Source organism: Terasakiella sediminum, assembly GCF_033100395.1.
In the GTDB taxonomy this organism is placed as follows: domain Bacteria; phylum Pseudomonadota; class Alphaproteobacteria; order Rhodospirillales; family Terasakiellaceae; genus Terasakiella.
On the sequence record NZ_JAWLVJ010000029.1, the window covers coordinates 25,113 to 37,926 of the forward strand.

Below are 12,814 nucleotides of genomic sequence, written 5' to 3' on the forward strand. Positions count from 1 at the left end.
CGATGAAAACAATTAGGCGAAAGACTTAGTGAAGTCATCAAGATGCTTCTTAAGTTTTTCTTCGGTCTCATCGCTAAGTTTCTTCTCACCACGAATTGTAGTCAGAATGTCAGAACCATTTGCGCGAATGTCTTCAAGCATAGCAGCTTCGTAACGGTTTACGTCAACCGCTGCGATACCATCCAGGTAACCATTCACACCAGCGAAGATAGATACAACTTGCTCTTCAACAGGAAGCGGAGAGAACTGAGGCTGTTTCAGCAGCTCAGTCAGACGCTCACCACGAGCCAGCAGTTGCTGTGTAGATGCATCAAGGTCAGATGCAAACTGAGCAAACGCAGCCATCTCACGATACTGAGCCAGTTCCAGCTTAACAGAACCCGCAACCTGTTTCATGGCTTTGATCTGCGCAGAAGAACCTACACGAGATACAGAAAGACCAACGTTCACAGCAGGACGGATACCTTTGTAGAACAGTTCAGTTTCAAGGAAGATCTGACCGTCAGTAATGGAGATCACGTTTGTTGGAATAAACGCAGATACGTCACCACCTTGAGTTTCAATAACAGGCAGAGCTGTCAGTGAACCGGCGCCCATGTCATCAGACATTTTACACGCACGCTCGAGCAGACGAGAGTGAAGGTAGAATACGTCACCAGGATAAGCTTCACGCCCAGGAGGACGACGAAGCAGCAGGGACATCTGACGATAAGCAACAGCCTGCTTGGAAAGGTCATCATAACCGATCAGCGCGTGCATACCGTTGTCACGGAAGTACTCACCCATGGCAGCGCCACAGTATGGTGCCAGGAACTGCATAGGAGCAGGTTCAGAAGCTGTCGCAGCAACAACGATGGAGTATTCCAGAGCGTTGTTCTCTTCGAGAACTTTAACCAGCTGAGCAACTGTAGAACGCTTTTGACCAACAGCAACGTAAACACAGTAAAGCTTTTCGCTTTCGTCTTTCGCGTTGTCGTTAACGTTCTTCTGGTTCAACATTGTATCAAGAAGGATGGCAGTTTTACCAGTTTGACGGTCACCAATAACCAGCTCACGCTGGCCACGACCTACTGGGATCAAACTATCAACAGCCTTCAGGCCTGTTTGTACTGGTTCGTGTACAGACTTACGTGGGATAATCCCAGGAGCTTTGACTTCCATCAAGCTCATCTTAACGTCTTCCAGCGGACCTTTGCCGTCGATCGGGTTCCCCAGACCGTCAACAACACGTCCCAAAAGGCCTTTACCAACCGGCACTTCTACGATGGCGCCAGTACGTTTTACTGTGTCGCCTTCTTTAATAGCGCGGTCGTCACCGAAAATTACGATACCGACGTTGTCGGTTTCCAAGTTCAGTGCCATACCTTTCAAACCACCAGGAAATTCAACCATTTCCCCGGCTTGAACGTTATCTAAACCATGTACGCGAGCGATACCATCACCCACAGACAATACTTGACCGACTTCGGCTACATCAGCCTCAGTCCCGAAATTAGCGATCTGATCTTTGAGGATCGCAGAAATTTCCGCGGCGCGGATTTCCATCACCCAACCCCTTTCATGGCGAGTTGAAGATGTTGCAGTTTGGTACGCAGGGTACTATCTACCATGCGTGAGCCAACTTGGACGATTAAACCGCCAAGCACTGCAGGGTCCACCTTCTGTTCAACAGCGACATCACTGCCAATTGCTTCTTTTAAAGAAGCGGTCAACGAATCAACTTGCTTTTGCGTAAGCGCTTTAGCTGAAGTTACTTGTGCAGAAACTTCACCTTTGTGCTCAGCAAGAAGCGCTTGGAAGCCATAAATCATACCTTCCAATTCAAAGAGGCGACGGTTTTGTGCCACCACTGAGATAAAGCGTTTCGTGAGATCTGAAATTTTTGCAGCGTCCATGACAGCAGTCATGGCGCGGCCTTGTTCTTCGCGTGCAATCACGGGACTAAGAACAAGCTTGGAGAGATCTTCACTTTCGCTCAGCATTACGCTGAGGTCAGAAAGATCCTGAGCCACTTGATCAACCGCATCATTTTCCACCGCTAAATCGAAAATAGCGCTGGCATAACGACCGGCAAGTCCGCTTGCACCTTGTGCTTTAGAAGCCACTTGGGACAGCCCTCGACATCTGGTCCACCCGAAGGGACATGCGACTGCACGTCCCCAAACGACAATTACTCATTCGCTTAAAGTTAAAAGAATAAGCAAAAAGATGGCGCTGTCATAGCATAGGCACCCATCAAGATGCAAGCAGGCATCTCGCACATGCGCAAATTAATCGAAACCATGGGAAAATAAGGCAGTTTCGAGGCTGTGGTCATACCAAAATTAGACTTTTGTCGGGCATTTTTGACAGAGAATCGGGCAATTTTTTAAATTATTCTGATGTAAGGATTCTACGGTTGCCCCCTACCGTGTTTCTACATAAAGCTATAAGGATCAATATCCACTTGTACACGAACATTTCGTGCAATTGAGGTGCGTTCAAGCCAGTCTCTGACGATGGCCTGGAGCGGCATTTTTTTATCTGTTTTTAAGAGAAGACGGCGACGGTGACGCCCCCGGATCATGGAAAGCGGTGCAGGGGCGGGGCCAAGGGCAAGGATTCCCTGTCCATGGGGGGCATTTCGCCCCAACGCATTTGCCGCATCATCCACCAGCACTTCATCTTCGCCAGATATAATAAGTGCGGCCAAACGACCAAAGGGCGGCATGCCTGCCCCACGTCGGGCATTTGCTTCGGTTTCCAGAAAACGATCACGCAGGCCCGATTTCAGGGCTTTCATTACGGGATGGTCCGGCATAAAGGTTTGCAGCATCACCGTGCCGGGCTTATCGCCGCGACCTGCACGGCCTGCCACCTGATAAAGCAATTGATAGGTGCGTTCTGAGGCGCGTAGATCACCGCCGGATAATCCAAGGTCTGCATCGACCACACCGACAAGGGTCAGCATGGGGAAGTGATAGCCCTTGGCGACCATTTGGGTGCCGATGAGGATATCAACCTCATGATCTTCGATCTTCTTGACCATCTCGGCGGCTTGGGTGGGCGAGGTTACCGTATCACTGGCAGCCACCACATAGCGCATTTCCGGGAAGGTCTCGGCCACTTCTTCGGCCAGTCGTTCCACCCCGGGGCCACAAGCCGCAAAGTTGTTTTCTGATTCGCAGTTGGGGCAGGTATGGACCGGACGGGTATGAAAGCCACAATGGTGGCACTGCAGTTTCCCGGCTTTGCGGTGTTCCACCAGCCAGGCGGTGCAGTTGGGACATTGCAGACGATGACCACAAGATCGACAGAGGGTGAGCGGCGCATAGCCCCGGCGGTTGAGATAGAGCATCACCTGCTCTCCACGCTCCACCGTTTCCTTGATGGCATTGATCAGGGAAGGGGCGAGCCATTTTTGACGTTCCGGCTTATCGAGGCGCAAATCGATGGTTTCTACAGCGGGGAGCGGCACGTTGGCATGACGTGCTGGCATATGAAGATTGGTGTAACGGCCTTCCCAGCTGTTGACCGCTGTTTCCAGTGACGGTGTGGCAGAGGCCAGCACAACCGGGCATTTCCCCATCTGGGCACGTACGACCGCCATGTCGCGTCCATTATATATGACACCTTCTTCCTGTTTGAAGGAGGCATCATGTTCCTCATCCACAATAATAAGGCCGAGGTCTTTATAGGGGAGAAACAGGGCGGAACGTGCCCCGACCACCACTTTGGCCTGCCCGCGAATGATGGCGCGCCAGGTGGCCTTGCGCCGTGACGCCCCGATGTCGGAATGCCAGACCGCAGGTTCAACCCCAAAGCGTTTTTTAAAGCGGGACAGCCATTGGCTTGAAAGCGCGATTTCGGGCAGCAGAACCAATGTCTGCTTGTTCATGGAGAGTGCCTTGGCGACGGCTTCGAAATAGACTTCCGTTTTGCCAGAGCCGGGAACGCCATCTAATAACGTGACGCTGAAATCTTCGCTTTCGGTTTTGCTGACCAGTTCATCAGCCGCCACGCGTTGCTGATCGGCAAGCGCGTAGCCTTCTTTCTGCCAGTCCGGTTCCTGAAAAGGGGAGGCATCATGGATCTGCACCGTATCCAGTACACCAGCTGTCGCAAGTCCTTTTATGACGGAGGTGCCGACACCTGCCTGAAGCGCGATTTCACTGGCGGGCAGAGGCGGCATATCTTCCATGAAGCGCAAGACACTTTCACGGGCCTTGGTCAGTTTAACTTCCGGGGCATCGCTGGCTTTTATATAAGCGGTCTTGGGGGCGGGGTCCTTAAGCGCACCGGGCACACTCATGACCATTTTTAAAATCAACCCCTGAGGCTGCAACGTATATTTCGCCACCCAATCAACGAATTTGCGAGAAGCTTCAGGGATGGGCGGTTGGGCCAGCTTTTCAATAACGGGCTTGAGCTTGCTGTAAGGCAGATCATCTTCATTGGCTGGATCACAATCCCAAACCACGCCCGTGCGTTCACGCGGGCCCAAGGGCACAGTGACAAAATCCCCTGCTGTTAAATCCATCCCTGGCGGACAGGCATAGTCATAGACCCCGCTTAACGGGAGGGGCAAAAGGACGCTGACGCGTTTTTCCTGTTCGGCAAAAAGGGACAAACTAAACCTGCTCACGTCATTCCGGCAAAGGCCGGAATCTCTTGAATGATTATCCAGATCCCAGCCTTCGCCGGAATGACGGCTAGTCTATAACGCTTTCACAAAAATAATAAAGTCTTTGGAGAGTTTTATTTCCATCTGTGTTGTTATGTCATAAAGTCTTTACCAATTCAGTCTACAACAGCATTAACAGAGCTGTCATATAACCAGGGAATACCAAAATGAAGTTTTTTGTCGATACCGCTGATGTTACCGAGATTAAAGAGTTGGCCGATGTGGGCCTGCTGGATGGGGTAACGACAAACCCGTCTTTGATCGCAAAGGCCGGTCGTCCGTTTCTGGAAGTGGTTGCCGAGATTTGCGAGATTGTTGACGGTCCGGTCAGTGCAGAGGTCACAGCCTCTGACTTTGACACTATGATGAAGGAAGCTGCTGTTCTTCGTAAAATCGCGGATAACGTGGCGATCAAGGTGCCGATGACGCGTGATGGTATCAAGGCGTGTAAGGCCCTGTCTGATGATGGTGTGCAGGTGAATGTGACACTGGTCTTTTCTGCGGCACAAGCTCTGCTGGCTGCCAAAGCTGGTGCGGCGTTTGTTTCCCCCTTTATTGGTCGTCTGGATGATCTGGGGCAGGACGGCATGGCGCTGATCGAAGATATCGTTGAGATTTATTCCAATTATCCGGACCTGCAGACCGAGGTGCTGGCCGCATCCGTTCGTGGGCCATTGCATGTTGTGCAGGCTGCACAAGCCGGCGCGGATGTAGCAACCGTTCCGGCCAAGGCGTTGTGGCAGTTGTTTAACCACCCCCTTACCGATAAGGGTCTTGCCGCATTTGAGGCAGATTGGGCAAAAACCGGGCAAAGCATCCTGTAATCTGCTAAACTATCAAGAAACGTGGCTACAAAGGGTTCAGGCATGACCTCAGAATCGGATATTAAATTCTCACCGGATATGGATGCCCAGGCGGTGCGGGATTATTTGCAGAAAAATCCAGATTTTTTCGTGCATCATCCGGCTTTGCTGGAAGTGCTTGAATTTCCGGCCCGTTACAATGGCGACCAAGTTGTCGACCTGCAGCATGAAGCCTTAAAACGCCTGCGTGCCAAACAGGATGTGCTGGTGGATAATTCCCGTTCCAACATGTCGGTGCAACTGGCAACCCATGAAGCCGTGTTGGCCATGTTGGAAGCCCGATCACTGGATGAATTTATCACCATCTTTCAGGATGAAGTGCCGATCCTTCTGGATATCGACATGGCCGCTATTGCGCTGGAAGGTGCGGTGGAAACCATCGATATCTCATCAGAAGGCATGCCTGTTTTGTTGCCCACAGGTGAGGTGCAGAAACGTCTGGGCGACGATGATGTGCAATTGATCGCAGATATCACCCCCGGTGATCCGTTATTTGGGGCAGCGCGCGATCTGGTGCAATCTGTTGCCATTGCTCGGCTTTACCCCAGCGAAGCCATGCCCGCAGGCCTGTTGATTTTAGGGGCGCGGGAAAAGGACGTGTTCCATCCCCAGCAAGGCACTGAACTGATCACCTTTATGGCACGTGTCGGGGAAATTCTGGTCGAAAAATGGCTGGAACAATCAGACGTGGACGCATGACGTGGGCGCCACACCGGAATCTTTAAACCGTATCAGTTTTGACTGTGAACCTGCCTTAAAAGAAGCGATCACGGATTGGCGGCGCTGGCTGGAAAGTGAACGCCGTGCCTCCAAACATACGCTGGATGCATACCTGCGTGATCTCTCAGCCTTCTTTGTTTTTAGTCATAATCTGCTGGGCTATCCGGCAGGTGTGGATGATCTGAAAAGTTTTACCACAGCTGACTTTCGTGGCTTTCTTGCCGACAGGACCGAAGCCGGGATTGCACGCAGTTCGATCAATCGCCAGATGTCAACTTTGCGTAACTTCTTCAAGTTTCTGGATCGTCAGGGCATTTTGCAGAACCCGGCACTTGCGGCTGTGCGCACGCCGAAGCAAAAACAGGCGGTCCCGAAAGCCTTGAGCAAAGATGAAGCGGTTGTTTCCCTTGAAGCCATCGAAGGGCTGAGCCATGGTGATTGGCATGAAAGCCGGGGATTGTCGTGGATTGCCAAACGCGATGCGGCTGTTTTGACTTTGTTATATGGCTGTGGTCTTCGGATTGGCGAAGCGTTAGGGCTGCAACAACGTGATGCACCTACCGCAGATGTAATGCGGGTTGTGGGGAAGGGGAATAAGGAACGCATGGTTCCCGTTTTGCCTTTGGTGATTGAAGCGATCAAGGCTTATCAGGAAGCCTGCCCGTTCAAGCTCAAAAAAACAGATGCCTTGTTTGTGGGTGCACGTGGAAAGCCGCTTGATCCCGGTGTCATTCAGCGCCAGATCAGGAAATTGCGCCCGCTTTTGAACCTACCGGAAACTGCCACGCCACACGCTTTGCGTCATAGCTTTGCTACCCATTTGCTGGCAGGCGGTGGGGATTTGCGCACTATTCAGGAACTGTTGGGCCATGCATCGCTTTCAACAACGCAGCGCTACACGGCAGTGGATGCAGAAAAGATCAGTGCTGAATATAGTAAAGCGCACCCGAGGGCTTAGTCTTCTTTCTTGATGTCCGGATTGGTGGCTTCGCCGAAGAAAAACTGTTTGCCAAAGACCAGCATGATAAACAGGGCAATCAGCTGGGCACCAAAGGACATGAGCAGATCTTTTGATAATACAAAAGTTATCAGAAAAACAGCGGCCATAATGACCCAGGCTAGAAATCTCATGTGTGCTCCTGTGGCATCTGTCATTCCTGCGCAGGCAGGAATCTTTTGGATGAGATCCCTGCCTGCGCAGGGATGACGAGTGTTTTACCCTAATCTGCCGTCACTTGGAAGATGGTCATTTGGTTATTGTAGAAAACCGCCCCGCTTAACACCCCATAAATACAGGCCCCGGTATCCAGACCGATCCGATGTGGTTCCAGCTTGGGGCCGGGAATGACCGTATGGCCATGCACCACAAAAGTATTGCCAGGATAGGGCAGGGTATGTTCCAGAAAGCGGGTTCTGATCCAGGCCCAGTGGTTTTCTTCCTGCGACAGTTTGTCTTTGGAAAAGTTTTCTTCAAGGCTGAGTTTGGGATCAACCCCGCCATGGACGCAGACGATATTACCACTTTGGTGATGACTGGCAAATGTGTTCAGGTAGTCAATCCGGTCCTGACCCAAGGCATCCAGTAGATAGTTACGATGTTCTGTAACGGGGATTTCTGCAATGGGCGGGATTTTAATCTGCAAGTTTTCAAGGGTATTTAAGCCACCATTGCCCCGCCACATGATCCACTTGGATTTATAACTGTCATCACTGGCGGCCAATACGCGGAGCAACAGTTGTTCGTGGTTGCCCAACAGGCAGATGATGTTCCAGTCTTCAATGCCATCGCGTGTTAAATCAAGCACTTCGATGGCTGCATCGCCGCGATCAATGATGTCGCCCAGAAGCACGAAATCAACGCGCTTGGCTGATTTCGGGATGGCTTTCTTTGCGGTCGTGATGATTTGCTGCAACAGATCGAACCGTCCATGGACATCGCCGATGGCAACCAAAGCGACTTCTTCTTCTGGGCTGCCGGGAATGGCAAATGCTTTGCGTATGATTTCCATCTGCCCCTCCCGTTAAACCTAAAATTTTGCCTGTTGTGCGCGCACTTCGACGATTGTTTTACTGGCTTCAATCGCATCATTCAAGGTGACGATGCCGCGGGCTTTCAACATGGGGATCATGCGCTGGAAAATCCCTGCGGTCACCAATGCATCGCCAATGGCCGTATGGCGACCTTCGATCTCAATCCCAAAGCGTTTGGCGATATCGTTTAGCCCATGCTGGATGGTGTGATCATGCAAAAAGACGGACAGAAGTAAGGTATCCAGCACCGGATGATCAAAGGAAAGACCGCATTCTTCCTCTTTTAAATGGAGGAACTTCATGTCAAAGGCAGCGTTATGGGCGACCAGCACCGCATCTTTGGAAAATTCGTGGAACTGGGGCAGCACGATTTGCGCAGGTGGTTTGTCTTTTACCATATCATCGGTGATGCCGTGGAACTTGATGGAACTTTTCGGGATAGTACGATTGGGATTTACCATCCGGGCAAAGGATTCCCCGGTCAGGATACGGCCATTTAAGATACGCACCCCTGCAAGGGCGATGATCTCGTCACCTGCTGATGGTTTCAACCCGGTTGTTTCGGTATCGAACACCACAAAGGGAAGCTCTGAGAGCGGGCAATTTGCCATTTCCGGCTTGATCTGGTTGGGCTGGCTTAACAGGCCAAAGTCATAAAATTCAGGACGTGCCGGTAAATCTTCACTGGTGTGGTCCGCAATGGGGCGCGTTGAGGGGATCATGGGCAGGCGCAGCCGGGCGCGGTTATCATCAATAACTTCGCTCCACATCTCACAACGGTGGTGTTCGAGAATGTCGCGCAGGCTCATGCCACCAATGGATTCTGTCAGATGGATATCCAGCCAGCTGTCAATCATGCTGGACGAAATGGCCGCTCCTTCCCAGATGATATCGATATGAATTTTGTCATCGCGACGCACGGCCTGGAGATCAAAGGTCTTTGCCTGATTGGTTTCGTGGATGCGATGGATGATCTGGTCAAGGGCCAGCAATAAAGAATGACTATCCCCATAAAGCCAAACCGGAATGCCCGTCATGACGGCTTCGATATCTTTTTCGTCATTTAGCCGCAGGGATACAAGGCTGAGAAGGTTGGCAGAATAAATATCCTGCATGGGCCAGTGCCCGGTTGCAAGCCCATGATAATCAGCCGCCAGACCATCCAGTTTTTCAGACAGTTTCAGGCTTTCGCTGACCAGAACGGATTGGAACTGGTCACGCATATCCGCATCCATGTCCCCGGCATTGCCCAGCATTTCTGCTGCCGCACGCAGGTTGGCAACGGGTTGACGCAGGCCTTCGGTGGCTTCGCGTAGCAAATGGTCGCGTTTCCCAAGGGCGTTTAATTCTTCGGTCACATCTTCGAAGGTCAGGATATAGCTGTTGGGTGTCTTTTCATCTTCATCCAGCAGCAATGTCATTCGGGCTTCCAGCGTATAGCGTGCATCACAGGTGGCACAAACGAAAGAGGTGCTTAAGCCTTCGGGGTGATTTTCCTGTCTGTTTTCAGCCAGTCGGTTGCGCAGGCGGCGAAGGGAGTGCAGCAAGGGCGGGCTGTCGATGACACGAAACAGGGATCGCATCAATCCGATATCCCCACTGACATGCAATAAAGACAGGGCGCGCTGGTTATAAAGCAGGACCTGATTGTTCAAATTACAGATGATCACACCTTGATGCAGGTCTTTCAGGATGGCTTCAAGGGTGCGTCTTTCCTTATCGGTTTCCTGCGTGGCCTTCTGAATGGCCTGATCGACTTCGATGCGCTGTTTGCGATACTGGCTCGCGAGATCACGGATGGTTTCGGGCAGGTGATCGAGATATTTTCCACTCACCACTTCGACGCTATGGTCTTCATTGCCATGCAGGATGGTCTGGATGTCGCGGATCAGCCCCTGAATGGGACTGGCGACATTGATATCAAATAAGGCCCCGATGGCAACCACGCACAGGATAAGGGCAAGACAACAGCCTGCCCCAAACAAAAACAGGCTGGTCGCCGGATCATTATGGGTCAGGATATGATCGTGGGCGAAATAGAAAGTCGGGATAATAATGGCTGGCACGCATCCGCCCAGAAAAAGGAAGAACAGAAACGTGCGCAGCCGTAAGCTCAGTTTTGATATCTGCTTGAGCATGTGTCCCTATGCATCACCCAAGAGTTCTTTGACCCGTTTGGTCAGCTCGCTTGTGGAAAAAGGTTTGGTGACATAGTCATTGGCCCCCAAAGCAAGTCCCTTTTCCTTTTCAACTTCCCGGCCTTTGGCCGTCAGCATGATGATGGGGATATTGGCCCATTCCTCGGACCGACGTAGTGTTTGGCAGACATCATAGCCATCGCGCCCCGGGATCATCAGATCCAGCAGGATAAGATCAGGCGTTTTTTCTACCACAGCTTCTAATGCCGCGTTGCCATCACGGGCAATGCGGACCTCATAACCAGCTTGGGTCATGAGGAATTCCAGTGAAAGAACAATGTTCGGTTCGTCATCGACGACCAAGACAGACTTGCTCATGTAATTAGTGACCTCCCAGGTTTTATCGTTTTCTTTTTTTATAATCCTTTTTTTCCCATCTTAACACGTTTTTATATGTGTGACAGAAGCGTGTCATCCTGCTAAAAGAAATCAAATTCTTTTTACCCTTAAAATTTGGATGTTAAACAGATGGCTTCCTATCAGTACGTTTATGTCATGAAAGACCTGTCAAAGGTCTATCCCGGCGGCAAAAAAGTCGTTGAAAATGTATATTTGTCCTTCCTGCCTGGTGCGAAAATCGGTGTGCTTGGTCACAACGGGACAGGTAAATCCACATTGATGAAAATCATGGCGGGCCTGGATGAAGAATATAACGGGGAAGCCTGGGCTGCCGAAGGCGCCAAAGTCGGCTACCTGCCACAGGAACCACAACTGGACGAAACCAAAACCGTTGCGGAAAACGTGATGGAAGCCTTAGGCGATGCCAAGCGTGACCTGGACCGCTTCAACGAAATTTCCAACAAGTTCATGGAACCCATGGACGATGATGAAATGAACAACCTGCTGGCTGAACAGGGCGAATTGCAGGAAAAGATCGATGCAGCCAACGGCTGGGAAATCGAACGCACCATCGAAATTGCCATGGACGCGTTGCGTTGCCCACCGGGTGACTGGGCGGTAGACAAGCTTTCCGGTGGTGAAAAACGTCGTGTGGCGCTGTGTAAGCTGCTGCTTGAAAAGCCTGACCTGCTGTTGCTTGACGAACCGACCAACCATTTGGACGCCGAATCCGTTGCCTGGCTGGAACGCTTCCTGGAAGACTACCCGGGCACTGTTGTGGCCGTAACCCACGACCGTTACTTCCTGGATAATGTCGCAGGCTGGATTCTTGAACTGGATCGTGGCAAGGCCATTCCTTACGAAGGCAATTATTCACAATGGCTGGATCAGAAGCAAAAGCGTCTGGCACAGGAAGCCAAGGAAGAAGCCAACCGTCAAAAGACACTGGCAAGCGAGATGGAGTGGATCAAGCAATCACCCAAAGCCCGTCAGGCCAAGCAGAAAGCCCGTATCAATTCTTACGAAGAGCTGCTTAACCAGGATATCAAACAACAGATTTCCAACGCACAGATTGTTATCCCGCCTGGGCCACGTCTGGGTAACGTTGTGATCAAGGCCGAAGGTGTGGCCAAAGGCTTTGAGGACAAGCTGTTGTACGAAAACATGGAATTCAACCTGCCCGCAGGTGGTGTTGTCGGGATCATCGGTCCAAACGGTGCGGGTAAAACAACGCTGTTTCGCATGATCACGGGTCAGGAAAAGCCGGACAATGGGACTTTCACTGTCGGTGAAACCGTGAAGCTTGGCTATATCGACCAAAGCCGTGACAGTCTGGATGACAACAAAACCGTCTGGGATGAAATCTCTGACGGTCTGGACATGATCGCACTGGGCAACGGCGAAATTCAAAGCCGTGCCTATGTATCGCGCTTCAACTTCAAGGGCGGTGACCAGCAGAAGAAAGTTGGTCAACTGTCCGGTGGTGAGCGTAACCGTGTGCATCTGGCGAAAATGCTCAAAGAAGAAGCCAACGTGCTGCTGCTCGATGAGCCAACTAACGATCTGGACGTTGATACGCTGCGTGCGCTGGAAGAAGCCATCGAAAACTTCGCCGGCTGTGCGGTGGTGATCTCACACGATCGCTGGTTCCTTGATCGTATCGCAACGCACATTCTGGCCTTTGAAGGTAACTCCGAAGTCGTCTGGTTCGAAGGTAACTACGAAGACTATGAAGCTGATCGTAAACGCCGTCTTGGTGCTGATGCCGATCAGCCGCACCGGATCAAATACAAGCCTTTGACGCGTTGATCCGGTAAGGAATGCAGAATTGGAAAAGGCAGTCCTTCGGGGCTGCCTTTTTTTCATTGTATCGGTAATATGCGTCTGTGAAATATAATTTCGAGGCTGCCCCGAATGGCACTAAGTTAAGGCGTTGTCTGCATTAATTTTCGGGTGCGATTTTATCATAAAAATGGGATACTATCCCATGGAAAACGCTA

The 12,814-nt window shown here is 51.2% G+C and carries 11 protein-coding genes; 4 read left to right on the plus strand and 7 right to left on the minus strand.

The features are described from left to right. Positions 1-12: 12 nt before the first annotated feature. The 3 genes from atpA to RYZ26_RS17590 all read right to left on the minus strand — a co-directional run bounded on the left by atpA (position 13) and on the right by RYZ26_RS17590 (position 4,609). Positions 13-1,545, minus strand: coding sequence for a F0F1 ATP synthase subunit alpha (atpA, locus tag RYZ26_RS17580; RefSeq protein ID WP_317684559.1), 1,533 nt, complete (start codon positions 1,543-1,545; stop codon positions 13-15). After that, positions 1,545-2,105, minus strand: a complete 561-nt coding sequence (locus tag RYZ26_RS17585; protein WP_317684560.1) for a F0F1 ATP synthase subunit delta — start codon at positions 2,103-2,105, stop codon at positions 1,545-1,547. The genes atpA and RYZ26_RS17585 overlap by 1 nt, the downstream gene beginning before the upstream one ends. Positions 2,106-2,416: 311 nt before the next feature. Further along, complete coding sequence (locus tag RYZ26_RS17590) at positions 2,417-4,609, minus strand: primosomal protein N' (protein WP_317684561.1); 2,193 nt, start codon at positions 4,607-4,609, stop codon at positions 2,417-2,419. Between the two features lie 221 nt (positions 4,610-4,830). On the opposite strand from RYZ26_RS17590, the gene fsa reads away from it, so the two are divergent. Genes fsa through RYZ26_RS17605 form a run of 3 tightly spaced genes read left to right on the plus strand, consistent with a single transcriptional unit; the run spans position 4,831 to position 7,204 of the window. Then, positions 4,831-5,487, plus strand: a complete 657-nt coding sequence (fsa, locus tag RYZ26_RS17595; RefSeq protein WP_317684562.1) for a fructose-6-phosphate aldolase — start codon at positions 4,831-4,833, stop codon at positions 5,485-5,487. 42 nt (positions 5,488-5,529) lie between these two features. Continuing rightward, complete coding sequence (locus tag RYZ26_RS17600; protein WP_317684563.1) at positions 5,530-6,225, plus strand: DUF484 family protein; 696 nt, start codon at positions 5,530-5,532, stop codon at positions 6,223-6,225. 1 nt (position 6,226) lies between these two features. Further along, the gene (locus tag RYZ26_RS17605) at positions 6,227-7,204 is read left to right on the plus strand and encodes a tyrosine recombinase XerC (RefSeq protein WP_317684564.1); all 978 of its coding nucleotides are present in this window, start codon (positions 6,227-6,229) and stop codon (positions 7,202-7,204) included. Here the strand turns inward: RYZ26_RS17605 and RYZ26_RS17610 are convergent. From RYZ26_RS17610 to RYZ26_RS17625, 4 genes are all read right to left on the minus strand, one after another. Beyond that, complete coding sequence (locus RYZ26_RS17610; RefSeq protein ID WP_317684565.1) at positions 7,201-7,377, minus strand: hypothetical protein; 177 nt, start codon at positions 7,375-7,377, stop codon at positions 7,201-7,203. The genes RYZ26_RS17605 and RYZ26_RS17610 overlap by 4 nt on opposite strands. Positions 7,378-7,466: 89 nt before the next feature. Further along, the gene (locus RYZ26_RS17615) at positions 7,467-8,255 is read right to left on the minus strand and encodes a metallophosphoesterase (protein ID WP_317684566.1); all 789 of its coding nucleotides are present in this window, start codon (positions 8,253-8,255) and stop codon (positions 7,467-7,469) included. An 18-nt stretch (positions 8,256-8,273) separates the two neighbouring features. Further along, complete coding sequence (locus RYZ26_RS17620; RefSeq protein WP_317684567.1) at positions 8,274-10,415, minus strand: 3'-5' exonuclease; 2,142 nt, start codon at positions 10,413-10,415, stop codon at positions 8,274-8,276. A gap of 6 nt (positions 10,416-10,421) precedes the next feature. Next, positions 10,422-10,793, minus strand: coding sequence for a response regulator transcription factor (locus RYZ26_RS17625; RefSeq protein WP_317684568.1), 372 nt, complete (start codon positions 10,791-10,793; stop codon positions 10,422-10,424). Positions 10,794-10,943: 150 nt separating this feature from the next. On the opposite strand from RYZ26_RS17625, the gene ettA reads away from it, so the two are divergent. Then, a complete protein-coding gene (ettA, locus tag RYZ26_RS17630) occupies positions 10,944-12,623 on the plus strand; it encodes an energy-dependent translational throttle protein EttA (RefSeq protein WP_317684569.1) in 1,680 nt (559 codons plus the stop codon). Positions 12,624-12,814: the final 191 nt, after the last annotated feature.

Coding starts and splice junctions, on each gene's coding strand:
- atpA (WP_317684559.1), bottom strand. CDS start 1,545: ATGGAAATCCGCGCCGCGGAAATTTCTGCGATCCTCAAAGATCAGATC.
- fsa (WP_317684562.1), top strand. CDS start 4,831: ATGAAGTTTTTTGTCGATACCGCTGATGTTACCGAGATTAAAGAGTTG.
- RYZ26_RS17600 (WP_317684563.1), top strand. CDS start 5,530: ATGACCTCAGAATCGGATATTAAATTCTCACCGGATATGGATGCCCAG.
- RYZ26_RS17610 (WP_317684565.1), bottom strand. CDS start 7,377: ATGAGATTTCTAGCCTGGGTCATTATGGCCGCTGTTTTTCTGATAACT.
- RYZ26_RS17615 (WP_317684566.1), bottom strand. CDS start 8,255: ATGGAAATCATACGCAAAGCATTTGCCATTCCCGGCAGCCCAGAAGAA.
- RYZ26_RS17620 (WP_317684567.1), bottom strand. CDS start 10,415: ATGCTCAAGCAGATATCAAAACTGAGCTTACGGCTGCGCACGTTTCTG.
- RYZ26_RS17625 (WP_317684568.1), bottom strand. CDS start 10,793: ATGAGCAAGTCTGTCTTGGTCGTCGATGACGAACCGAACATTGTTCTT.
- ettA (WP_317684569.1), top strand. CDS start 10,944: ATGGCTTCCTATCAGTACGTTTATGTCATGAAAGACCTGTCAAAGGTC.